The following is a 22211-nucleotide window of genomic DNA, read 5'->3' as shown; positions in this document are numbered from 1 at the left end:
GAACAGCGCAAATAGATCAAAGAGGCCGGTTACGCGGCGAAGCGTCGGCGTCGGAGTCGCAGGATATGTGCGTTTTTGATCATGAAAAGCCGTATAGCTGTGCGACCGTCCCCTGAAAACCCTGAAATTGACAACCAGTGAAAATACTTGGCGCGACGCATTTGCCGCTTGCCATTTGACATGCGCTGACGCACCGCTGACATATGTTTGTCGCCAAAGCCCACAATCCGCCTCTTGCGGCCGTGCTGATCACCGCCGCCAGTGCGTTGCTGGCCGGGACCACCCTGCTGGCCAAAGCCTTGGGAACGGACACGTTGGGTCCCGCGCTGCATCCAATGCAGATCAGCCATGGGCGGTTTCTGTTTGCCTTTATCGTGATCGTCACCGCCGTCGGCGTGATGCGGCCGCGCCTGCAGCGTCCGCATTGGGGCCTGCATATTGGGCGTACAAGTTTCGGCTGGGTCGGCATTACGCTGATGTTCGCCTCGGTCGCATTCATCCCGATCGCGGATGCGACGGCGATTTCATTTCTGAACCCGGTCTTTGCAATGGTGTTGGCAATCCCGCTGCTGAAAGAAGGCGTCGGCCCTTGGCGGTGGCTGGCGGCAGCGGTGGCGCTGGCTGGGGCGTTGATACTGTTGCGCCCGACACCCGATAGCTTTCAACCTGCCGCTCTTCTGGCACTGACCGCAGCCGCAGTCATCGGGATGGAGTTGATATTCATTAAGAAACTCTCGGGTCGTGAAATCCCAATCCAGATCCTGCTAATCAACAACGCAATGGGCCTGACGATTGCCTCTGTCGCGGTGAGCTTTGTTTTTCAGATGCCCACCTCAGAACAATGGGCGGCGCTGGCGGGTATTGGCGCGCTGATGGCCTGCGCACAGGCGTGTTTTGTGAACGGTATGGCGCGGGCGGACGCCTCATTTGTTGCCCCGATCAGCTATGCGACGCTGATTTTTGCCGCTTTCTACGATTTCGCGATATTCGGCGTGATTCCGGACGGGATCAGCATGATCGGCTCGGCCATAATTCTGACTGGCGGACTTATTCTTGTCTGGCGTGAAGCGCGGGCGCGGCAGGCCTGAAACTCTAAAAAGTTTTCCTGACATGGCCCGGGGGCGACCTGCATGTCGCAAACCCCGAAGAATGCGGATTTATCCGGCGCAATGTGGTCTCAGTTGATTTGAGAGTTTACCCATGCACGAACGCCGTATCCCCGAATGGGTGCGCCATGCCCCAGCACCGTCAGTCCGCGACTTTGGTATCCTTGCCGGGTTCGAGGCGATTGTCCGCGGCATTCTGATATCGGTCTTTCCACTGGCCATGTATCGCGCGCTGGGTGATGCGTCTTCGGTATCGTTCCTGTATTTTCTGGTCGGCGTTATCTCGTTGATTGCGGGGCTGATGGTGCCGTTCCTGATCCGCTTCATACCGCGCAGATGGGCGTACACCGCCGGTTGCCTCATGTTCATCGGCGGTGCCCTTCTGGCGATTGAGGGCAGCCCGGCGGCGGTGGTCGGTGCGCTTGCCCTGAACACGGTCGCGACAGTGGTCACGTTCATTTGCTTCAATGCTTATGTCCTAGATTACATCAGCAAAATCGAGCTGGGCAAATGCGAGACCAGCCGCATGTTTTACAGCGCCCTCGGCTGGGCAGGCGGCCCGATGGCCGGCGTCTTATTGCTGGAGGTATGGCCCCCTGCCCCGTTTGTCATCAGCGCGGTGGCAGGTGCGGTCATGCTGATCCAGTTCTGGCGCATGCGGTTGGGTAATGGAAAGTTGATCACCAAGGCGCGGGGCGCCGCGAAAAACCCGCTGGCTTTTCTGCCGCGCTTCTTTGCGCAACCCCGTCTGGTCGCGGGATATCTTTTTGCCATGATCCGATCCTGCGGCTGGTGGATCTACGTGGTGTACCTACCCATCTTTGCCATTCAAAACGGGCTGGGTGAGCAACTGGGCGGTATCCTTCTGTCCACAACCAATGCCATGCTGTTCGCGGCTCCGCTTATTCTGCGCTGGGTGCAGGGGCGTTCGATTCGCACGGCTGTTCGCGTTGGCTTTGCTGCCTGCGGAGCCTGCTTTGTCACCGCTGGGGCAATCGCGGGTTGGCCGGTCGCGGCGGTTGCGGCGTTGGTTCTTGGGTCCATCTGGCTTATCGTTCTGGACATTTGCGCCGGTCTGCCTTTCCTCATGGCAGTGAAACCATCCGAACGCACTGAGATGTCGGCGATCTACTCCAGTTACCGCGACGTTTCCGGCATTCTGACACCCGGAGTTGCATCACTGGTCCTTCTGATCTCACCGGTCGCCGGGGTATTCGCAGTCGGAGGCTTGGCCTTGTTCGGGGCCTGGGCCGTGGCCGCAAACCTGCACCCCCGATTGGGAAAGCCCAGAATGACTTTTCAACCCGGTTCACTGGCCGAGACAAGTTAAGCCTTAAGGCGATACCCCGTTCGCAGCATCTGCCAGGTCAGCGCACCGACTAACAGCGTGGCACCGGTGCATACTGCTATTCCCAACCAAGGTGAGCTGTCGGACACACCGATCATCCCGTACCGCAGGCCGTCAATAAGATAGAAAACTGGATTCACGTGACTTAGGCGGTTCAAAACCGGAGGCAGCGCCTGGACCGAATAAAACGTACCCGACAGGAAAGCCAATGGCGTCACGATGAAGTTCGTGATGGCCGCCATCTGATCAAACTTGTTGGCAAAAATCCCGGCGAACAGGCCCAAGGCCCCCATGAATGCGCCGCCCAGCACTACGAAGATCATGGCAAACAACAGATTCTGCGGGTAAATTCCCAAAACCAGCGCAAGTGCGACTGCAACCACACATGCGATCAGAACACCACGCGCGACCCCACCTGCCAGATAGCCCAGCAGTATCTCAAGCGGGGACAAAGGTGGCATCAACGTATCGACGATGTTTCCCTGCACTTTGGCGATCACCATCGAGGATGAGGTGTTGGCGAACGCATTCTGGATCACGGTCATCATCATGATGCCCGGCGCCAGAAAGGTCAGGAACGGCACCCCCATCACATCCGGACGCCCCGGACCGATGGCGATATTGAAGATCAGCAGGAACAGCCCTGCCGTCACAAGCGGCGCCAACAGGGTTTGAGTCCAGACCGCTAGAAACCGCAGAGTTTCACGCTGGGCCAACGTGTAAAGCCCCATCCAGTTAACTGTTCCGAAACGCCGTTCGCTCTGATCTGCGGAAATCTGCATCACCTGCCCTCATCCTGATTCGAGAACCGCTTGTAACTCGGCCCGCAGTGATTAGAATAGGGGGCTGAGACGAATTCCCAAGGCGGCCCGAATCCGGGGCCGCTTTCCGCTTTTGAAAGGCAAATGATGTCCTGGACTGACGAGCGCGTAGAACTGCTGAAGAAAATGTGGGGCGAGGGCCAGTCGGCCAGCCAGATCGCCAAAGAACTGGGTGGCGTAACCCGCAACGCGGTGATCGGCAAGGTACACCGTCTGGGTCTGTCAAATCGCGCAACCGGTGCCTCGCCGGCTAAATCCGAACCCAAGGAAAAACCGGCACCCGTGCCCAAGGCCGAGGCCAAGCCGAGGCCCGCGCCCAAAACCGAACCGGCGCGCCCGGCCCCGGCACCTACTGCTGAGGTAAAGCCTGCTGTTCCGGCCCGCCGCCAGATCATTCCGGCCGGTCAACCGCTGCCGCCACAACCATCTGCCAATGAAATCAGCCCCGAGGCATTGGCCAAGGTCAACGAGGTCGAGAAAAAGGCCAAGAAGCTGACGCTGATGGAACTGACCGAAAAGACCTGTAAATGGCCTGTAGGCGACCCCGCGACCGAGGATTTCTGGTTCTGCGGCCTGCCGGTTGAAGCGGGTAAACCTTATTGCGAAGCGCATGTTGGCGTGGCGTTCCAGCCAATGAGCTCGCGTCGAGATCGTCGGCGGTAGGTGCTTTGTGGTGAACGCAGGTATTTGCGGCGTAGCACTGACAACTTGATTTCTTAACTGACCACCCATCGCAAGGCGCGTGGTCAGTTATTTTTTAACCCGAGAGATTCTGCTATTCAACCAAGGTTGAGATACAAGGCCCTATTCTTCGCCTATGCTGTGCTGATCTTTACTGCCTATATGCAGCCGTTAGATCCGCAATTGTTCGAACCAAACACGGACAGAAATTCCCTGCTATTGTTCATTCAAGGCTTGTTTCTGCTCGTTTGGTTCATCCCCGCCACACCCATATGCATTGGCGGACTTGCCTTGCTGGGACTGTGTCCAATCCCGCGTCCTCTAGCGGTATTTCTGGCGATCTCGTCAGTTGTGATTGGATTGCTGCTGACACTGGCATCCGGTGTGCTCGCCCTATCTTCGGACACTCAGCTATTACATGGGATCAGCTTAACGATCGCAATTGCATCGAGTTTTCTCATTTGGTCGGGTCGTGATGGGAAGCCAAACCCATCATGGATTGCAAAAATCGGGATATCGATCTCAACGCTGATCGCGTTCTGGTCCCTGCTGACGATTCCGATGCTCTTGTTGCAAGCACGGTTGATCACGGACGGTTCACCCTATTGCATCGCCGAACATTCAGAGAATTCTCCGATAGAAGCCCTGCACGGGCTACGTGGATTCTCATTCTACACAACAAAAACCGGGTACAAATCGACGTCTGAATGGTACTTTCACGGTTTGATGATCGTAGATCATCCCGACGATCAAAGGGTTTACAATTGGTCTCCAAGACATTGGCGTTTCGATCTTGTAGAACGCCCGGATGCACCGATCGAACCGGTCAGAAACGTCTGCGTTCCAAAGTAAGTTCTACTGCGCAGGGTGCGACGGCAAATCCGGCATCGGCACCCAGCGTGGTAATTCATCCGGCGAGACCGAGACATGGAGCTTCTCTGACCGGTCGCGGCCCACCTTCCGATGCTTCCGCAGCAGAAAAATCTTGCCCCAACCACGCCAAGTTCCAACAGAACGGGCAGAGGTATCCGTCGGGAACTGATCACGCCAGCCTTCGGGTAGCGGCAGACCATGCAGTTCTGCCTTATCCAGCATCCAGACCAAAGAGATGTTACTCAGCGGACGCGCCTCTTCGAACCCGTTCAACTGGCCACCGACATCGCCATGTGTGCCGCGAAACCAGACCTGTTCGACATGACCTTTGAATTCCGGGGTACATTTCCACAACACCGGCTCGAACACCTCACGGGTCTCGTCCAGTGCCATGGCGTGATAGCCGTGGCGCGTCGCCGGGCCAAGCTGGTGAGTGTGAAAGGCGTGACGCTCCTCGGCCCAGCGCCACAGCAGCGGCAGACGCATGCCCAGCGCTTTGACCGTGTCCCAAACCCCGACCATCTCGATCGCCACATCCTCGTGGCAGAACTGCCGCCGGAATTCGGCCGCGGCCGAGCCGCTGGCATTGCATTCATAGTGCCGATAGGCCTGCTTGATGTTGCGAACGGTCGCATGTTCAGCCTTGAGCAGACCGATCATATCGATCACGCCAGCAAGGCTGCGCACACCGTAAGCGCCGCGTGAATAGCCGATGAAATAGATACGGTCGCCGGGTTTGTAGCGTGAGGCGAGATAGCCATATGCGCGGCGGATCTGGCGGTTGATCCCGCGCCCCATCATCACGTCCAGCGAGGATTTCCAGCTTTCCCACTGTACACCGGATTCGTAGAAGACGGACACTTTGCTGCCCATTTCGCGGCACAGTCGCAGGGTCTGGCCCGCATGGGTTTCGTAGCCCGGCTCAAGCGTCGACATGGTGCCGTCCAAGATAATCACATGGCTGACGGGTTCGCGGTGAAGCGCCTCGGCGGAGTGCTCGGACCGTAAAGGCCGCCCGAGCCATCCCAGAACCTTTTTACTCAGCCGCGTTAGAACCATCGTTCAGCAATTCCCATACTTTATGAGGTGTGAAAGGCATATCCGCCTGCCGCACCCCGTAATCCCAGAGCGCATCCTGAACCGCGTTTGCCACAGCGGCCAGCGCGCCGACGGTGCCGGCCTCTCCGCATCCTTTCATCCCCATCGGGTTGGAAGTTGACGGAACCGGCGCCGAGGTAAACTTAATCATGGGTATCTCGGCCGCGCGGGGCAAGGCGTAATCCATCAACGAAGCCGTGAGCAGTTGCCCCTGCGCATCATGCACAACGTGTTCCGTCAGCGCCTGACCAATGCCCTGCACCACCCCGCCATGCACTTGCCCCTCGGCCAGCATCGGATTGATAAGGTTACCAAAATCATCAACGATAGTATAACGATCCACCCATGTTTCGCCTGTGAAAGAATCGATCACGATTTCGGCAACATGTGCGCCATTGGGATAACTCCGCGCATCCAGATTGGCGCTGGCCTCATGGCTCAGCAGGTCGGCGCGCCCATCGGCGCGGGCCATCTCCGCAGCCTCGGTGAGCGTCGGCGTCAGGTTTGATCCCGGTGCGCGGAAGGTTTCATGGTCGAAACGCACATCACTTTCCTCCTCTCCCATTTTATCCGCCAGATACGGCGTGAATGCGGCGATCATGACGTCAATTGTCGCCAGCGTGGCCGTACTTTGCACCGTGACTGAACGTGACCCGCCAGTCCCGCCACCATGTGGCAACTGATCGCTGTCACCCTGGACCACATTGATCTGGTCCATCGGAACTCCGGTCTGGTCTGACAGGAAATGCGCATAGACCGTCTCATGCCCCTGCCCGTTCGATTGGGTGCCGACATAAAGGTTCACCGTGCCATCCTCGCAGAACTCGACTTTCGCGTTTTCCGAAGGGTCACCCAAAATGCTTTCGATATAGTAACACAAGCCGCGCCCCCGGATCAGACCACGTTCCGCATCTGCAGTTTTTCGCGTCGTGAACCCTTGGGTCTGGGCATATGCACGGGACAGGACCATATCGAAATCACCCACGTCATAGATTTCGCCGGTCGCGGTTTTGTAGGGGAAGTTTTCCGGCCGGATGAAATTCCTGCGGCGCAAATCCCAAGGATCGACGTCCAGTTGGCGCGCGGCGCGATCCATGACACGTTCCAGAACATAGATTGCCTCGGGCCGCCCTGCCCCCCGATAGGCGTCGACTTGCGTGGTGTTGGTATAGAACCCCTCAACCCGCAGATACGTCGTTTGAACGTCGTAAACCCCCATTAACACCTTGCTGAAAAGACTGGTCTGGATCGCTTGCCCGAAATGACTGCTATACGCACCCAGATTTACCTTGCTGTGCACCCGGTAAGCCGTGATTTTCAGGTCCTCGTCAAAGGCGAGTTCAGCCAATGAGGTCAGGTCGCGACCGTGATGATCCGACAGCATCGCCTCGGATCGGTCAGACATCCAATGAACAGGCTGCCCGAGTTTCATCGCAGCAACTGAGACGCAAAAATACTCAGGATATGGCATGACTTTCATGCCGAACCCGCCGCCCACATCGGGGGTGGTAACACGGATCGCCTCGGGTTCCAGTTTTAGCTTTTGCGCCAACTGCCCCCGCATCGCCCAGACGCCTTGCCCACCATAGGCAAAGTGCAAACGTCCATCGACCCAATTGGCCTGACATCCCCGTGGCTCGATTGAGGTGATGATCACGCGGTTGTCGGCCACATCCAGCGAAACGGTATGCGCGGCAGCCTGAAAGGCGGCATCGGTTGCTGCTTCATCGCCCAACCCCCAATCAAAAGCACGATTGTCGGCGACCTGATCATGCAGTGGTTCGCCACCGGCTACGACATCCAGTTTTGCCGGCAGATCATCCGTGTCCATCCAGATCATCTCAACCGCATCTCGCGCCTGCAATAGCGTGTCTGCGATCACGACAGCCACAGGTTCGCCGACAAATCGGACGCGGTCTTGGGCCAGCATATGCCTGTCAGGCGCAAGGGTCTGAGAGCCATCGCGGTTCTGCACAGTTGCTGCGTTCATCACAGTGTCGATCCCCGCAGTCGAGAGATCATCCAGCGTCATGACAAGGCGCACCCCTTCCGCCTCACGCGCGGCATCCAGATCCAGCGCCGTGATCCGACCATGGGCAACCGGGCTGCGAAAAAAGGCCGCGAACAGAGCGCCTTCGGGTACATCATCGTCTATGTATCGTCCGTGCCCGGTCAGAAACCGCTGATCTTCTGTCCGTTTGACGGGCTGGCTTTTGCCGAACTTTTCCATGCGATGATCCTCCTGCGATGGCGACCGTAGCCCAGCCCAAGGCGATGTCCAGTCGAACAGACAGCTTCCCCGTATCTTGCCAGTCATTTTTTGGTTAACCTACAGGTCATGACAAGGGCACATGACAGCGTATTTCCGTTCACCGCCCTGCTGACTAGAGGCAGCGAAGCCACCCACGACGTGAATGTCGGTGGCGACGTCCGCGCGGGCATGGCACGGAAAGGCCACGGCCTAGTCATGCGCTACACCGATGACAAACTTGCCTCAGAAAGGCATATAGGCGCCCTGAAGGATGCTTTCGATGATCATCTTGAGACGGTGGAATTTGACGGCAACGACCACTCATTGCTGACGCTGGATTTCCATGAACCGGCCTACCAGCGTGTTCAGGTCTACTTTCGCGCGCGCTTTGCCCGGGCTGAATAACATACAACCCTTCCCCTTCCCTTACGCATTCGCTATTGCAGGCGCTGACCCGAATTTGTTGACGCAGGACGCATCCTATGGCGATGGAAAAGACATTCAACGCGGCCGAGGCCGAGGCCCGCATTTATGAGGCCTGGGAACAGGCCGGGGCCTTCAAGGCAGGCGCGAACAGATCGCGCGACGAAAGCTTTACCATCATGATCCCGCCGCCCAACGTAACGGGCGCATTGCATGTGGGCCACGCGTTCAACAACACCTTGCAGGATATCCTGACCCGCTGGCACCGGATGCGCGGCTTCGACACGCTTTGGCAGCCCGGTCAGGACCATGCCGGTATCGCCACCCAGATGCAGGTGGAAAAGATGCTGGCCGCCACCCAACAGCCCAGCCGAAACGAGCTGGGACGTGAGGCGTTTCTTGACAAGGTTTGGGAATGGAAGGGCGAATACGGCGGCACGATCATCGAGCAGCTGAAACGTCTCGGCTCATCCTGCGACTGGTCGCGAAACGCCTTTACCATGGCGGGCGCACCGCGTGATCCGCGGACCGGGCACGAGAACTCGGCCAACTTCCACGATGCCGTCATCAAGGTCTTCGTCGATATGTACGAAAAGGGCCTGATCTATCGCGGCAAGCGGCTGGTCAACTGGGATCCGCATTTTGAGACCGCGATCTCGGACCTTGAGGTCGAGAATATTGAGACGCCCGGTCATATGTGGCACTTCAAGTACCCTCTGGCTGGTGGTGAGACCTATACCTACGTCGAAAAGGACGAGGATGGGAACGTCATCCTCGAAGAGGAGCGCGATTACATCTCGATCGCCACGACCCGCCCTGAAACCATGCTGGGCGACGGCGCGGTGGCCGTTCATCCGTCGGATGAACGGTATGCGCCAATCGTTGGGAAACTCTGCGAAATCCCGGTTGGTCCGAAAGAGCATCGCCGCCAGATTCCGATCATCACCGATGACTACCCCGATCCCGATTTCGGCTCGGGCGCGGTGAAGATCACTGGCGCGCATGACTTTAACGACAACATGGTCGCCAAGCGCGGCGGCATTCCGATGTACCGCCTGATGGACACCAAAGGTGCGATGCGGGCAGATGGCGCGCCTTACGCCGAAGAGGCGGACAAGGCGCAGGAATACGCACGTGGTCGCGCGTTCACCGAGAACGAGATCGACGCGATTAACCTCGTTCCCGACCATCTGCGGGGTCTCGACCGGTTCGAGGCGCGCGCGAAAGTGGTCGAAGAGATCAACGCCGACGGTCTGGCTGTGATGACCCGTGCGGATGACCCGGTTCTGGGCACCAAGCTGGGCGAAGATGACGACCCGTCTGCACTGGTGCCGCTGGTCGAGAGCAAGCCGATTATGCAGCCCTTCGGCGACCGCTCGAAAGTTGTGATCGAGCCAATGTTCACCGATCAGTGGTTCGTGGATGCCGAAAAGATCGTCGGCCCCGCGCTGGATGCGGTTAAGGACGGCACGGTCAAGATCATCCCTGAGTCGGGCGAGAAGACCTATTACCACTGGCTGGAAAACATCGAGCCCTGGTGCATCTCGCGCCAGTTGTGGTGGGGGCACCAGATACCGGTTTGGTATGGTCTCGACCTGTCCGCAGAAGACTTCATCGATGACGAAGATGATGGTGACCTGGATCTGGTTGAACTGGGCCGGTTGCTGAATGAAGGTGGCATGCTGCACCGTGGCAATGTCATGGAATGCGCAACCAGCTTGGATGCAGTCACCGAGAAATTCCTGGACGACAACGCCAACATTCCCAGCCCGCTGAGCCACGCATCTGTTGTTGAAGTTTCAGACAAACACGAGGCGATCCATCGGTTTGCTGAAAGTCTCGCTCAGTATGCGGTCGAACAAGACCCAACCAATCTGATCTATCCGGTCTGGCGCGACCCCGACGTCCTCGACACCTGGTTCTCCTCCGGCCTCTGGCCGATCGGCACGCTGGGATGGCCCGAACAGACCGAAGAGATGGAGCGCTATTTCCCGACTGATGTGCTCATCACCGGCGCAGATATCCTGTTCTTCTGGGTCGCCCGGATGATGATGATGCAACTGGCCGTGGTAAACGAGATACCGTTCCATACCGTCTACCTGCACCAGCTCGTTCGCGACGAGAAGGGCAAGAAGATGTCCAAGACCACCGGCAACGTCATCGACCCGCTTGAGATCGTGGACGAATTCGGCGCCGACGCGCTACGGTTCACCAACGCCTCGATGGCAGCAATTGGCGGTGTGCTGAAGCTGTCCCGTGAACGCATCACCGGCTATCGCAATTTTGGCACCAAGCTGTGGAATGCTGTCCGCTTTGCCGAGATGAACGAGGTCTTCACCGACGCCGTTCCTCAACTGAACGTGGCTGACCTGAAGCCCAAAGCTGCGGTGAACCGCTGGATCATCGGCGAAACCGCACGTGTGCGGGAAGAGGTCGACGCGGCGCTGGAAAGCTATCGCTTCAACGACGCGGCCAACGGGCTTTATGCCTTTGTCTGGGGTAAGGTTTGCGACTGGTACGTGGAGCTGTCCAAGCCACTGCTGCAAGGGGACGATGCCGAGGCTCAGGCCGAAACCCGCGCCACGATGCGTTGGGTTCTGGACCAATGCATGGTCCTGCTGCACCCGATCATGCCGTTCATCACCGAAGAGCTGTGGGGCTTGACCGGCGACCGCGCCAAAATGGCTGTCCACGCCGATTGGCCAACCTATTCTGCGGTCGACCTGATCGACGCGGATGCGGATCGCGAGATGAACTGGGTGATCTCGGTGATCGAAAACACCCGCTCGGCCCGTGCACAGATGCGGGTTCCAGCCGGCCTCTATGTGCCGATGCTGGTGACCGAGATCGACGCCAATGGCCAAGCCGCGTGGGACCGCAACGAGGCGCTGATTAAACGTCTGGCGCGGATCGACAGCCTGACCAAAGCGGATGAGCTGCCTAAAGGTACGATCTCGATTGCCGCCCCCGGCGCATCTTTCGGCCTACCATTGGCGGATATCATCGACATTGGCGCGGAAAAGGAACGGCTGGAGAAAGCCAAGGGCAAACTGGCCAAGGAACTGGGCGGTCTGCGCGGGCGTCTGAACAACCCGAAATTCGTGGCCTCGGCCCCGGAAGAGGTTGTCGCGGAAGCCAAAGCCAACCTTGCCGCCCGCGAAGAGGAAGAGGCGAAACTGGACGAGGCGCTGGCCCGTCTGGCCGAGATCGCCTGATTTTCCTCTTTTTGTAGGTTCTCGAATTCCCCAAACCCGCCGTTTGCTCGGCGGGTTTTTGTTATGCGGTGACGCATTTCAACTTGTTTTCATCCGCTTCCAATTGTTAGCAAGTTCTGCAGACAGCTCCGAGGACTTCATGGCGCGCCCTTTCCCTCCTGTGCAGACAATTTCGACCGGGCTTGTGGTGGCGGTCGTAGGGTTTTTCAGCTCTTTCCCGATTGTGCTGCAGGGCCTTGTTTCAATGGGTGCTTCAGAAGCTGAGGCTGCATCCGGTTTGATGATGGCAGCAGTTGCAATGGGTGTGACGGCGATCGTGGTCAGCCTTTGGTACCGGCAGCCGATCAGCGTGGCATGGTCAACACCCGGTGCCGCCCTTCTGGCGGTTTCGGCGACCCCATTGGTCGGATTTTCTGATTCGGTTGGTGCATTTCTTTGCGCCGGAGCCCTGACGGTTGTTGCCGGAATGTGGCGTCCACTTGGACGGCTTGCGGCCGCTATCCCGACAACACTTGCGCAGGCCATGCTGGGCGGGGTTTTGCTGCCCTTGTGCATCATTCCCTTCAAGGCGGCAGTTGAGCTGCCCTGGCAAGCGCTGCCGGTCATTCTGACGTGGTTTATCGCCGGGCGGATCAATCGGTTGATCGCAGTTCCTGCCGCAGTGGTTACCGCGGCAATCGTCGTTGTATTGAACGCCGTTGACGGTTCGGTCCAGCCCGAACATCTGGTCGCCGCCCCTGTCTGGACCATTCCAACATTCTCGGTCGCATCGGCGATCGGGATCAGCATCCCGCTGTTCATCGTCACCATGGCTACGCAAAACATACCCGGCATCGCCGTCATGCGCAGCTTTGGGTATGCGCCAATTGCTGGCAAGTTGTTCTCAGCCGTCGGAGGAGCCAGTATTCTGTCTGCCCCCTTTGGCGCTCCGGCCACGTGCCTTGCCGCGATTACCGCTGCGATGTGTTCAAACGAAGACAGCTACCCGGACCCGAACCAGCGTTACTGGTCAGCGGTTATGGCAGGCCTATTTTACTGCGTCTTTGGCGTCTTTGCCGTGGCGATCACCGGGTTCGCGGCCCACGCCGACCCATTGCTCATGGGCACTCTGACCGGCATTGCCCTGATTGGTGTGATGGCAAATGCGACCTTTGCTGCATTAGAAGTTCCCGCCGAACGCGAAGCGGCGATTCTGACATTCGCCATAACCGCATCAGGAATCACCGTCTTCGGCCTGGGCGCTGCAGTCTGGGGTTTGGCCGCAGGTGGTATCGCCTATCTGGTTACCAACCGATCCAGATGACAGCTTTCCCCCGCTGTGCTGGTCGAGTAGTATGAACCTATGTTTGGATCGCTCGGAAAACTGGTCGAACGCCAGATCAAAAAGGCGCGAGCCGAAGGTCAGTTAGAGGGGCTGGAGGGCGAAGGCCAGCCGCTGCCTGACCGTTCGTCCGAGGCACAGACCGATCCGGCCGTCGCCGCCGGTCATCGGATCATGGCGCAAGCAGGCGTTCTTCCCGAAGAGTTCAGCATCAAGAAAGAGTTGGATGCCGCGCGCAAAACCTATGCGTCGCAGTCCGACGCTGACGAGCGTAAGGTGACTATGGCAAAGATCGCCGAGCTTGAGATGCGATACAATATGGCCCGTGATGCACGACGGGCTTTTATGCGTTAATTGCCGGGCGCAAATGCCCTGCTTGACACGGAAATCGAGTTTCCCGACGGATCCTTGGCATTCGCGAAACTGTAGCCATCCGCCTTGTGGATCGGACCGAATTTCAGCCCGTGCTGCGCGGCTTGTCTGCAAAACTCGGCAACGTCCGCGACATCAAAAACGATTTTGACCGCCGCTTGCCCCTGACGGGTGGCCTTGCTGGCCGGATGCAACAACAGGCGCAACCCGTCACCGTCAGGCACAAGATCTACAATCCGGTCCCCTTTGAGTCGGCGCGCTACATAGCCAAAATGCGTCTCATAGAAATGCACCATCTTGTCGATATCCTTGGCGTACAGGATCAATCGTGTGACAGGCGCCGAGATCATTTGAACTCTGGCTTGCGACCTTGCAAATTCGCCGCAATGACCTCCATCTGATCCGGTTTGCCGATCAGCTCCGCCTGCTCTGATGACTCCTCCAGCAGCACCTCTGTGCGAGGCTTGGCTTCCGCAACCTCTATCAGGCGCTTGGCCGCGCGGATGGCCGAAGGGCTTTGACCAGCGATGTCTTCGGCCAAGGCCAATGCCTCGGTCAGTGGGTCATCCGACAGTTTGGTAACCAGCCCCCAGTCCGCCGCCTGCGCGGCACCGATGGGGCGGGCCGAATAGGTCAACAGGCGTAAGACGTCCGACCGGACCAGCTTGGGCAGCAGAACCATCCCGCCCATGTCGGGGATCAGACCCCACTTCATCTCCATCACGGCGAGTTTAGCCTCGGGATGTGCTATCCGGATGTCAGCGCCCAGCGCAAGTTGCAAACCGCCGCCATAAGCAACACCCTGAATGGCACAAATGACGGGAACGGGCACGCGTTGCCAAACCAAGGCAACTTCCTGCACCTCATTGGCGTCGTTGTGGCTGCGGGTCATCAACCATTCGGTCGGGTCCGTTTGCGCCATGCTCGCAAAGCTGGCCATGTCCAGACCCGCGCAAAAGCTTTTGCCTTCACCCGACAGCACCACCGCGCGCGCATCCGAGGCAGCGACCTCCTGCCCCGCAGAAATGATGGCCTTTATCATCGCATCATCCAGCGCATTCATCTTGTCGCCGCGCGTCAGAGTTACGTGCGCGATGTGATTTTTGTATTCGACGGATACTCGTGACATCTCAGGCCTCTCAATTCCGGTTAGGGGTACAATGCCCCGATGGATCAGGCAGTTCCACCTCAACGTTAGGGCAGATTTGACGCAGGCATGCGCCCGAACCAGGGCGAATCCAATGTCATGACGTAGAAATGTCCCCCGGCCAACTTGCCACCCGTGGTGATGCCCAGCCGACCCCCGGGGTCTTGCAAGGTCTGCAGGATGTTCCCGTCGCCGTCAAACTGCACCATCATCCCGCGATGGATCGGCGCAGGCCGCACCGTCGGCCCCAGTCGCCAGATCACCTTGCGCAAGAACGGGTATGGCATCAGTGCCTCGCTCGGCACGCGCGGGCTGGCAAATGCCATCCAATACGTACCATCGCCCTGTGCCTCGATGTTGTCGGGATAGCCTGGGAGATTGTCCATCAGGACCTCTTGCTGCCCGACCTTCGGGCCTGTCAGCCAAAGCTTGTGCACTCTGGCGCGCCCGGTTTCGGCGATCAGCAGAAAATCCTCACTCGGCGACAATGCGACGCCGTTCGTATAGACAAAGCCTTCGGCCAGTTTCTCGGTCGTGCCATCGGGCGCGTGGCGGGCAACGTAACCTGTGTCCGATTGCTCCCAGATGGTCAGAACCGAGGTCGGTTTGGTTCCACCCATCGTTTCTGGATCGAACCGATCAGACGAGTTTGAGAAATAGATCGCCCCGTCCTGCGCCACGTCCAATTGATTGGCATAGATCACTGGCGCGCCGTCTATCTCGGACACGACTGGCTGCAGCGTTCCGGGGCCGGTCCATCGCATGATGCCGCGGAAGCTGTCGGCGATGTAAAGCACCCCATCCGGACCGACCGTCAGGCCCAAGGGCCGACCACCGAGGTCGTCAACTTTCACCGGGACCTCGCCGTCTATCTGGTATAGAGCCCCGGACAGGCTGGTCGTGTAGACGGACCCGTCGGGCATGATGGCAATGTCTTCGGGGCCTTTCTCACCGTCAGGCAACGAGATCAGCTCCAGCTGGTCCAACGCATTGTTCTCCGCAAAGTCACCAGTGAAACCCGGTGCTTCGGGTGGGGTCCATGCCACCGGTTGAACCGGGACCGGCCAGAAAACCAGATAGGCGAGGCCGACAATCAACAAGCCCAAAACAATGCGCATGCGCGCTCCTCCCTTTAATCGTTACGCGAACAATGCGGAGCAGCATCCTGCAACGCAAGCTTGCCTGTCGTATGACCTTACGTTTATCTGCCCCCATGACAGAGCCACGCTATACCCCGCTTGCCCAATCCCTGCCTGCAACTGTGCCGTTTGTTGGCCCCGAAACGCAGGAACGCCAGCGTGGCGCGCCATTTGTGGCGCGGCTGGGCGCAAATGAAAGCGTGTTTGGGCCCTCTCCGCGCGCCATAGCGGCAATGACAGAAACGGGGATCTGGATGTATGGCGATCCGGAAAACCACGATCTGCGTGCCGCATTGGCGGATCACCATGGGGTCGGGTCGGAAAACATCGTGGTTGGCGAAGGCATTGACGGGCTGTTGGGCTACCTAGTGCGGCTACTGGTCGGATCCGGGGACGCGGTTGTCACCTCAGATGGGGCATACCCGACCTTCAACTACCATGTGGCAGGGTTCGGCGGAACGCTCCACAAAGTGCCGTATCGCGACGACCACGAGGACCCGGCGGCGCTGTTTGCCAAGGCACGTGAAGTGGATGCCACGCTGGTGTATCTGGCCAATCCTGACAACCCGATGGGTAGCTGGCATTCCGGAGCGGATATCGTGACGGCGCTAGACGATCTGCCCAACGGGTGTTTGCTTGTATTGGACGAGGCCTATGTGGAATGTGCGCCTGATGGTACCGCCGCCCCTGTGGCAGCAGACGATCCGCGGGTGATCCGGATGCGAACATTTTCCAAGGTGTACGGCATGGCGGGCGCGCGGGTTGGCTATGCCATCGGCGCACCCGGCCTGATTTCAGCCTTCAACAAGGTGCGCAACCATTTCGGAATGAACCGAGCCGCGCAGGCCGGTGCGCTGGCCGCACTGAAGGATGCCGAGTGGCTAAATCATGTTCAGACCAAGATTACCGAAGCGCGTGACCGGATTGGCCATATTGCACGAGAGAATGGTTTAGCGCCCTTGCCCTCGGCCACCAACTTCGTTGCCATTGATTGCGGGAAGGATGGAGCCTTTGCCAAGGCGGTTCTGGACTCGCTGGTTGCGCAGGGCATTTTCGTGCGTATGCCCTTTGCCGCCCCGCAAAATCGCTGCATCCGCGTCAGCTGTGGCGAGGCAGCCGATCTGGATGCTTTTGCCACAGCATTGCCAAAAGCGATTGCCGAGGCGCGGCGTTAGGTCTTCGACGCAAGCACCGCAGCTGCAGCTTCTAAGGCGCCTTTGCCGCGAGGGATATCCAGCGCGGCCATGGCTGTTTCCACACCGCCCAACGTAGCCATAACCATCTGGCCGTTGACGTAACCCATATGGCCAAGACGGAAGCATCCGTCCCAGTCGTCCATCCCCAGACCAATGCCAAGGGTCAAGCCCAGTTGGCTTTCAGTGAACTTGCGCAATGGCGTGCCGCGTCCCTCGGTCAGTCGCAAGGCGGTGACAGCGTGGCTGCGATGTTGACGATCGGCAACATTTAGATGCAACGCGTCACCTTGCGCCCAGGTTTCACATGCTTCCCAGATGGCCGTGGCTAGCCTCTCGTGCCGCGCCCAAACCTGCTCCATCCCCTCGGCATGGATCATGTCCAAGGCCGCGCGCAAACCGTAGAGGTGATGGGTTGGCGCGGTGCCATTAAAATACTGATAGAACAGCTCAGGGTTCGCCCGCGGCTGCCAGTCCCAATACCGCGAAACACGTGGCATCGCGGCGCGCTTGGCTTGTGCTTTGTCATTGAAAAACACGAACCCTGTTCCAGCGGGTGTCATCAGCCCCTTCTGACAGGCCGTAACTGTGACGTCGACGCCCCAGGTATCCATTTCGAACCGGTCACACCCCATCGAGGCAATGCAATCCGCCATCAAAAGCGCCGGGTGCCCCAGATCGTCCATCAAGGCGCGTAGTGCTGGAATGTCGTTCCGGATTGAGCTTGAGGTGTCTACATGAACGGCCAGAACCGCCTTGATCTTGTGGGCCTTGTCGCCACGCAACGCCTCGGCAATGCGGTCGAAGTCCCATGCTGTGGACGAGCCGAAGTCGATCAATTGAACCTTGGCGCCGATACCCTCGGCCATCTCGGCCCAGCCATGGGTAAATCGGCCAGATGCGGGGGCTAGAACCGTTTCACCGGGAGCGATGACGTTGGACAGCGCTGCCTCCCACGTCCCGTGGCCGTTAGAGATATAGATAGCAACGCTATGCTCGGTCCGCGCCACGCGGCACAGATCGCGGGTCAGCGCCGGCATCATCTCGATCAGCTCGCCTTCGTAGATATTCGGCGACGGGCGGTGCATGGCCTGCAAAACCGCATCCGGGATGACCGAAGGTCCTGGAATCGCCAGATACTCGCGCCCTTGCGCCAAGGAAATGGGGTCTGTCATGGGATCAACCTGTATGAATTGACGCCCACCCTAGCGCAGCTTTAAGCGGCGTCAATCCATCAGCTTGGAGGCCGCGCGCGCAAGGTTTTCGATACCGGCCCAATCCCCATCAATGACCATCTTTTTCGGCGCAACCCAGCTTCCGCCCGCGCAGACCACATTGGATAAGGACAGGTAATCCTTTGCATTTTCGGGGGACACGCCACCGGTCGGGCAAAACTTGATTTGCGGCAACGGTGCGCCAATCGCTTTCAACGCAGGTGCACCACCCGACGCCTCGGCCGGGAAGAACTTGAGCATGTCGTAGCCCTTTTCCAACAGACGCATCGCCTCACTGGCTGTGGCGGCGCCGGGCAACAAGGGCAGACCCTCGGCCTCGCAGGCCGCGATCAACTCGTCGGTGGCACCGGGCGAGACGCCAAATTGCGCGCCTGCTTCTTTCGCGGCGCGCACATCTTCTGGCGTGACCAAAGTTCCTGCACCGACGACGCCGCCCGGCACATCCGCCATCGCGCGGATCGCGTCTAGTGCAGCAGGGGTGCGCAGTGTAACCTCAAGCGCGGGAAGACCACCTGCGACAAGCGCCTCTGCCAATGGGCGCGCCTGAGCCGCGTCATCGACGACAAGGACAGGAACAATGGGCGCAAGTGCGCAGATTTCACGCGTGCGTTGGGTTTTGGACATGGGTCAAACTCCGAAAATACTGGCGCCGGTGTCTGCTGATCCGACATTTTGGCGGAAAGTAGCGAACAGGTCACGCCCCACGCCGTGTTGGTTGGCCGACAGATCAGCAGTGGCAGGGACACGGTCCAGAACCCCGGGGGTGACAATCTCCAACTCACCCTTAACCGCATCGACGCGCAAGATGTCGCCATCCTGCAGGTAAGCGATCGGCCCGCGATCCAGCGCCTCGGGGCAGACATGGATCGCCGCAGGGACTTTGCCGGACGCGCCGGACATACGACCATCGGTTACAAGCGCCACCTTTTGCCCACGGCCCTGCAAGATCGACAGGATCGGCGTCAGCGAGTGAAGCTCGGGCATGCCATTTGCTTTGGGTCCCTGGAACCGGACAACAACGATGACGTCGCCTGTGAACTCTCCAGCCTTGAACGCGGCTTTCGCCTCATCCTGATCATGGAACATGCGTACAGGTGCTTCGACAACCTGATGTTCCGGGGCGACGGCCGAAACCTTCATCACGCCGGTGCCCAAATTGCCAGTCAGGCGCGACAACCCACCAGTGGGTTGGAACGGGTCTTTCGCCGGGCGGACGATTTTTTCGTTCAGGCTGTGGCCAGCTCCGTCTTCCCAAACCAGCTCACCGTTCTTCAGCTTCGGTTCTTTGGTATAATTCTGCAGCCCCTGCCCCGCGACGGTTAGAGTGTCGGGGTGCAGCAGCCCGTCTTCCAGTAGCGTTCCAATGCAGTACCCAAGACCACCCGCTGCGTGGAAGTGGTTCACATCTGCCAGACCGTTCGGATAAACCCGCGCAACCAAAGGCACCACGGCGGAAATGTCAGAAAAATCCTGCCAATCCAACACGATACCACCTGCGCGCGCCATTGCGATCAGATGGATCAGCAGGTTGGTCGACCCACCCGTGGCCATCAGACCCACGATGCCGTTCACAAACGCCCGCTCATCCAAAACCTGATAGACTGGTGTATAGTGGTTGCCCAGCGCACTCAGCGACAGGGCGCGGCGCGCGCCTTCTTCGGTCAGTGCGTCCCGCAGAGGCGTGTTGGGATTCACAAAGCTGGAGCCCGGCAGGTGCAGGCCCATGAATTCCATCAGCATCTGATTGGTGTTCGCGGTGCCATAAAAAGTACAAGTGCCCGGTCCGTGATACGCGGCCATTTCAGCGGCCATGAGTTCGTCGCGGCCGATCTCTCCTGCGGCAAATTTCTGGCGAATCTTGGCTTTTTCATCGTTGGGCAGACCGCTGGTCATCGGTCCTGCTGGCAGGAAAACAGCGGGCAGATGTCCGAACGCCTGTGCACCAATGACCAGACCGGGCACGATTTTATCACAGACGCCCAGGAAAACGGCCGCGTCGTAGGTGTTGTGGCTCAGCGCCACTCCGGTCGCCAGGGCAATCACGTCGCGGGAAAACAGAGACAACTCCATCCCCGCCTCGCCTTGGGTGACCCCGTCACACATGGCTGGCACGCCACCCGCAACTTGTGCGGTGCCACCTGCGGCTCGGATCGCATCGCGGATCAGGCCGGGATAACGCTCGAACGGCTGGTGGGCGGAAAGCATGTCGTTATAGGCGGTGACGATGCCCAGATTACCGGCCGTATCAGTGGCCATAGCTTGCTGATCCTTACCCGCACCGGCATAGGCGTGGGCTTGGCCGCTGCAAGACAAATGCGCGCGCGCCGGTCCCTTAGACCGGGCATGTTCCATACGTTCAATATGCGGGCCGCGCAGTTCGGCGCTGCGGTCGATGATGCGTTGAGTGACGTCGGTGATGACTGAATATACCATGATTACCCTCCGATCTGACGCCAGCGGCGCCCATCGCGATGCATCAGCATCAGCGCTTCTTCTGGGCCGGAACTGCCCTGATCATATTTCGCGGGGCGATCTCCACGCTCTTCCCAACTGTGAATAATGGGATCAACCCAGGCCCAGGCGGCCTCTGCCTCGTCCCCGCGCATGAACAGTGTTTGGTCGCCACGAATGACATCCATGATCAGTCGTTCATAAGCGTCCGGCGACTGGGCCTCATCACCCAGTGCATCGGCAAAGCTCATGTCCAGCGCCACGTCGGACAAGCGGAAGCCGCCTTGCCCCGGTTCTTTGATCGTGGTGCGCAGTGTGATGCCCTCGTCCGGTTGCAGGCGGATCACCAGCACATTGCCGTGCAGCGGGCCGACATTGGGAAAGATCGTATGCGGCGGATCCCGGAAAAACACCGCGATTTCGGATTCGCGGGCACGCAGGCGTTTTCCGGTTCGCAGATAGAATGGTACGCCCGCCCAGCGCCAGTTGCCGATATGGGCCTTAAGAGCGATGTAGCTTTCGGTGCGGCTTGCGGGGTTACCAACATGATCCAAGTAACCGTCGCCGCCCTTGCTCGAACGATATTGACCGCGTGCGATGTCAGACGGCGCAACAGGCTCCAGCGCCTCGATCACCTTGACCTTCTCGTCCCGCACGGCGTTGGGCGAAAATTTGGACGGAGGTTCCATCGCAGTCAGACACAGAAGCTGAACAAGGTGGTTCTGCACCATATCCCGCATCGCACCGGACTGATCGTAATAGGCCCCGCGCCCTTCGACGCCAACAGTCTCGGCCACGGTAATTTGAACGTGATCGACATGTGTCGCGTTCCAGAGAGGTTCGAACAGGGAATTTGCAAAGCGCAGCGCCATCAGGTTCTGCACCGTTTCCTTTCCCAAATAGTGGTCGATCCGATATATCTGGTGCTCTTCAAAGCAGGCTCGCAGCCCGGAGTTCAGCGCCCGGGCTGACGCGAGGTCGTGGCCAAAGGGTTTTTCGACCACGATACGGCTGTCAGGGGTCGCCAAACCATGATCGCTCAGCCGTTTTGCGATGCCCGAGAAAAGGCTGGGACCAACTGACAGGTAGAAGGCGCGTACCACGTCAGGACGCAAGGTGTTGGCAAGATCTTTCCAGCCAGAATCTCCCATTGCGTCAACGGGAACATATTCAACATGGCTTAGAAACTGATCCAGAACGTCCTTTTTGAATGCAGGCGCAAATTCTTTCATCGAGGCGCGTATTTGGTCCCGGAACCCGTCGCTGTCCATGTCGGACCGCGCTGTGCCGATAATCTTTGCGTCTTCGGGCATCTGACCGACTTCGAACCGATGATAGAGCCCGGGTAAGATCTTGCGCTGCGCCAGATCACCGGTCGCGCCGAATAGCACCAGATCGAACGGGTCTACCGGGATTACGCGTGAAACCATCTATGGGCTCCTTCAAATCTGCTGGCATCACTTAGGCGCAGTTATCACTGGTCCTTGTGATGCAAGCATTGTTACCGCTAACATTCAGGCACTGAATAGGGAAGCAC

At 58.8% G+C, this 22211-nt stretch carries 19 protein-coding genes; 9 read left to right on the top strand and 10 right to left on the bottom strand.

From position 1 onward, the window contains the following. The first annotated feature begins 203 nt into the window (after positions 1-203). Together AC2FI9_RS13165 and AC2FI9_RS13160 are read left to right on the top strand one after the other, a co-directional pair. Complete coding sequence (locus AC2FI9_RS13165; protein ID WP_496768198.1) at positions 204-1088, top strand: DMT family transporter; 885 nt, start codon at positions 204-206, stop codon at positions 1086-1088. 112 nt (positions 1089-1200) lie between these two features. Continuing rightward, complete coding sequence (locus AC2FI9_RS13160; protein WP_496740529.1) at positions 1201-2436, top strand: MFS transporter; 1236 nt, start codon at positions 1201-1203, stop codon at positions 2434-2436. On the opposite strand, the gene AC2FI9_RS13155 is transcribed toward AC2FI9_RS13160, so the two are convergent. Continuing rightward, entirely contained in the window at positions 2433-3236 is an 804-nt protein-coding gene (locus AC2FI9_RS13155; protein ID WP_496740531.1) for an ABC transporter permease, read from the bottom strand. The genes AC2FI9_RS13160 and AC2FI9_RS13155 overlap by 4 nt on opposite strands. A gap of 126 nt (positions 3237-3362) precedes the next feature. Here AC2FI9_RS13155 and AC2FI9_RS13150 point away from each other — a divergent pair, with 126 nt between their 5' ends. Next, positions 3363-3938, top strand: coding sequence for a GcrA family cell cycle regulator (locus AC2FI9_RS13150; RefSeq protein WP_496768195.1), 576 nt, complete (start codon positions 3363-3365; stop codon positions 3936-3938). Between the two features lie 252 nt (positions 3939-4190). Further along, a complete protein-coding gene (locus AC2FI9_RS13145; protein ID WP_496768193.1) occupies positions 4191-4808 on the top strand; it encodes a hypothetical protein in 618 nt (205 codons plus the stop codon). Positions 4809-4811: 3 nt separating this feature from the next. Here the strand turns inward: AC2FI9_RS13145 and AC2FI9_RS13140 are convergent, their stop codons facing one another. Together AC2FI9_RS13140 and AC2FI9_RS13135 are read right to left on the bottom strand one after the other, a co-directional pair. Then, the gene (locus AC2FI9_RS13140; RefSeq protein ID WP_496768192.1) at positions 4812-5888 is read right to left on the bottom strand and encodes a T6SS phospholipase effector Tle1-like catalytic domain-containing protein; all 1077 of its coding nucleotides are present in this window, start codon (positions 5886-5888) and stop codon (positions 4812-4814) included. Continuing rightward, complete coding sequence (locus tag AC2FI9_RS13135; protein WP_496768190.1) at positions 5866-8157, bottom strand: xanthine dehydrogenase family protein molybdopterin-binding subunit; 2292 nt, start codon at positions 8155-8157, stop codon at positions 5866-5868. The genes AC2FI9_RS13140 and AC2FI9_RS13135 overlap by 23 nt, the downstream gene beginning before the upstream one ends. A 108-nt stretch (positions 8158-8265) precedes the next feature. On the opposite strand from AC2FI9_RS13135, the gene AC2FI9_RS13130 reads away from it, so the two are divergent. The 4 genes from AC2FI9_RS13130 to AC2FI9_RS13115 all read left to right on the top strand — a co-directional run bounded on the left by AC2FI9_RS13130 (position 8266) and on the right by AC2FI9_RS13115 (position 13491). Further along, positions 8266-8583: a hypothetical protein gene (locus AC2FI9_RS13130; RefSeq protein WP_496768188.1), complete on the top strand. Its 318-nt coding sequence runs from the start codon at positions 8266-8268 to the stop codon at positions 8581-8583. 77 nt (positions 8584-8660) lie between these two features. Then, entirely contained in the window at positions 8661-11816 is a 3156-nt protein-coding gene (locus AC2FI9_RS13125) for a valine--tRNA ligase (protein WP_496768186.1), read from the top strand. A 139-nt stretch (positions 11817-11955) separates the two neighbouring features. Beyond that, positions 11956-13119, top strand: a complete 1164-nt coding sequence (locus tag AC2FI9_RS13120; protein WP_496768183.1) for a benzoate/H(+) symporter BenE family transporter — start codon at positions 11956-11958, stop codon at positions 13117-13119. A 39-nt stretch (positions 13120-13158) separates the two neighbouring features. Further along, positions 13159-13491: a DnaJ family domain-containing protein gene (locus tag AC2FI9_RS13115; RefSeq protein WP_496726024.1), complete on the top strand. Its 333-nt coding sequence runs from the start codon at positions 13159-13161 to the stop codon at positions 13489-13491. Here AC2FI9_RS13115 and AC2FI9_RS13110 read toward each other — a convergent pair. The 3 genes from AC2FI9_RS13110 to AC2FI9_RS13100 form a co-directional block, all read right to left on the bottom strand. Next, positions 13488-13859 carry a VOC family protein gene (locus tag AC2FI9_RS13110; RefSeq protein ID WP_496768181.1) on the bottom strand — a complete coding sequence of 124 codons (372 nt, stop codon included), beginning with the start codon at positions 13857-13859 and terminating at the stop codon, positions 13488-13490. The two genes, AC2FI9_RS13115 and AC2FI9_RS13110, sit on opposite strands and share 4 nt — an antisense overlap. Next, positions 13856-14638, bottom strand: a complete 783-nt coding sequence (locus tag AC2FI9_RS13105; RefSeq protein ID WP_496768179.1) for a crotonase/enoyl-CoA hydratase family protein — start codon at positions 14636-14638, stop codon at positions 13856-13858. The genes AC2FI9_RS13110 and AC2FI9_RS13105 overlap by 4 nt, the downstream gene beginning before the upstream one ends. A 65-nt stretch (positions 14639-14703) precedes the next feature. Further along, positions 14704-15774, bottom strand: a complete 1071-nt coding sequence (locus AC2FI9_RS13100) for an SMP-30/gluconolactonase/LRE family protein (protein WP_496768177.1) — start codon at positions 15772-15774, stop codon at positions 14704-14706. A 95-nt stretch (positions 15775-15869) separates the two neighbouring features. On the opposite strand from AC2FI9_RS13100, the gene AC2FI9_RS13095 reads away from it, so the two are divergent. Then, a complete protein-coding gene (locus AC2FI9_RS13095; protein ID WP_496768410.1) occupies positions 15870-16970 on the top strand; it encodes a pyridoxal phosphate-dependent aminotransferase in 1101 nt (366 codons plus the stop codon). Here AC2FI9_RS13095 and AC2FI9_RS13090 read toward each other — a convergent pair. From AC2FI9_RS13090 to zwf, 4 genes are read right to left on the bottom strand one after another with little or no spacing between them, the layout of a single operon-like run. Continuing rightward, the gene (locus tag AC2FI9_RS13090; protein WP_496768175.1) at positions 16967-18163 is read right to left on the bottom strand and encodes a pyridoxal-phosphate-dependent aminotransferase family protein; all 1197 of its coding nucleotides are present in this window, start codon (positions 18161-18163) and stop codon (positions 16967-16969) included. The genes AC2FI9_RS13095 and AC2FI9_RS13090 overlap by 4 nt on opposite strands. Positions 18164-18214: 51 nt before the next feature. Then, the gene (locus AC2FI9_RS13085) at positions 18215-18847 is read right to left on the bottom strand and encodes a bifunctional 4-hydroxy-2-oxoglutarate aldolase/2-dehydro-3-deoxy-phosphogluconate aldolase (protein WP_113790523.1); all 633 of its coding nucleotides are present in this window, start codon (positions 18845-18847) and stop codon (positions 18215-18217) included. A 3-nt stretch (positions 18848-18850) separates the two neighbouring features. After that, entirely contained in the window at positions 18851-20656 is a 1806-nt protein-coding gene (gene edd / locus AC2FI9_RS13080) for a phosphogluconate dehydratase (RefSeq protein WP_496768173.1), read from the bottom strand. A 2-nt stretch (positions 20657-20658) separates the two neighbouring features. After that, complete coding sequence (zwf, locus tag AC2FI9_RS13075) at positions 20659-22104, bottom strand: glucose-6-phosphate dehydrogenase (protein ID WP_496726016.1); 1446 nt, start codon at positions 22102-22104, stop codon at positions 20659-20661. Positions 22105-22211 lie beyond the last annotated feature (107 nt).

This window comes from Ruegeria sp. CDSA246, assembly GCF_059611225.1.
Note: the sequence above shows the minus strand (reverse complement) of the source record. Positions and strands in the feature narration are given on the sequence as shown.

Excerpts from the sequence above, each read along its gene's own strand:
- AC2FI9_RS13165 (WP_496768198.1), top strand. The coding sequence starts at position 204 with ATGTTTGTCGCCAAAGCCCACAATCCGCCTCTTGCGGCCGTGCTGATC.
- AC2FI9_RS13160 (WP_496740529.1), top strand. The coding sequence starts at position 1,201 with ATGCACGAACGCCGTATCCCCGAATGGGTGCGCCATGCCCCAGCACCG.
- AC2FI9_RS13155 (WP_496740531.1), bottom strand. The coding sequence starts at position 3,236 with ATGCAGATTTCCGCAGATCAGAGCGAACGGCGTTTCGGAACAGTTAAC.
- AC2FI9_RS13150 (WP_496768195.1), top strand. The coding sequence starts at position 3,363 with ATGTCCTGGACTGACGAGCGCGTAGAACTGCTGAAGAAAATGTGGGGC.
- AC2FI9_RS13140 (WP_496768192.1), bottom strand. The coding sequence starts at position 5,888 with ATGGTTCTAACGCGGCTGAGTAAAAAGGTTCTGGGATGGCTCGGGCGG.
- AC2FI9_RS13135 (WP_496768190.1), bottom strand. The coding sequence starts at position 8,157 with ATGGAAAAGTTCGGCAAAAGCCAGCCCGTCAAACGGACAGAAGATCAG.
- AC2FI9_RS13130 (WP_496768188.1), top strand. The coding sequence starts at position 8,266 with ATGACAAGGGCACATGACAGCGTATTTCCGTTCACCGCCCTGCTGACT.
- AC2FI9_RS13125 (WP_496768186.1), top strand. The coding sequence starts at position 8,661 with ATGGCGATGGAAAAGACATTCAACGCGGCCGAGGCCGAGGCCCGCATT.
- AC2FI9_RS13120 (WP_496768183.1), top strand. The coding sequence starts at position 11,956 with ATGGCGCGCCCTTTCCCTCCTGTGCAGACAATTTCGACCGGGCTTGTG.
- AC2FI9_RS13115 (WP_496726024.1), top strand. The coding sequence starts at position 13,159 with ATGTTTGGATCGCTCGGAAAACTGGTCGAACGCCAGATCAAAAAGGCG.
- AC2FI9_RS13110 (WP_496768181.1), bottom strand. The coding sequence starts at position 13,859 with ATGATCTCGGCGCCTGTCACACGATTGATCCTGTACGCCAAGGATATC.
- AC2FI9_RS13105 (WP_496768179.1), bottom strand. The coding sequence starts at position 14,638 with ATGTCACGAGTATCCGTCGAATACAAAAATCACATCGCGCACGTAACT.
- AC2FI9_RS13100 (WP_496768177.1), bottom strand. The coding sequence starts at position 15,774 with ATGCGCATTGTTTTGGGCTTGTTGATTGTCGGCCTCGCCTATCTGGTT.
- AC2FI9_RS13095 (WP_496768410.1), top strand. The coding sequence starts at position 15,870 with ATGACAGAGCCACGCTATACCCCGCTTGCCCAATCCCTGCCTGCAACT.
- AC2FI9_RS13090 (WP_496768175.1), bottom strand. The coding sequence starts at position 18,163 with ATGACAGACCCCATTTCCTTGGCGCAAGGGCGCGAGTATCTGGCGATT.
- AC2FI9_RS13085 (WP_113790523.1), bottom strand. The coding sequence starts at position 18,847 with ATGTCCAAAACCCAACGCACGCGTGAAATCTGCGCACTTGCGCCCATT.
- edd (WP_496768173.1), bottom strand. The coding sequence starts at position 20,656 with ATGGTATATTCAGTCATCACCGACGTCACTCAACGCATCATCGACCGC.
- zwf (WP_496726016.1), bottom strand. The coding sequence starts at position 22,104 with ATGGTTTCACGCGTAATCCCGGTAGACCCGTTCGATCTGGTGCTATTC.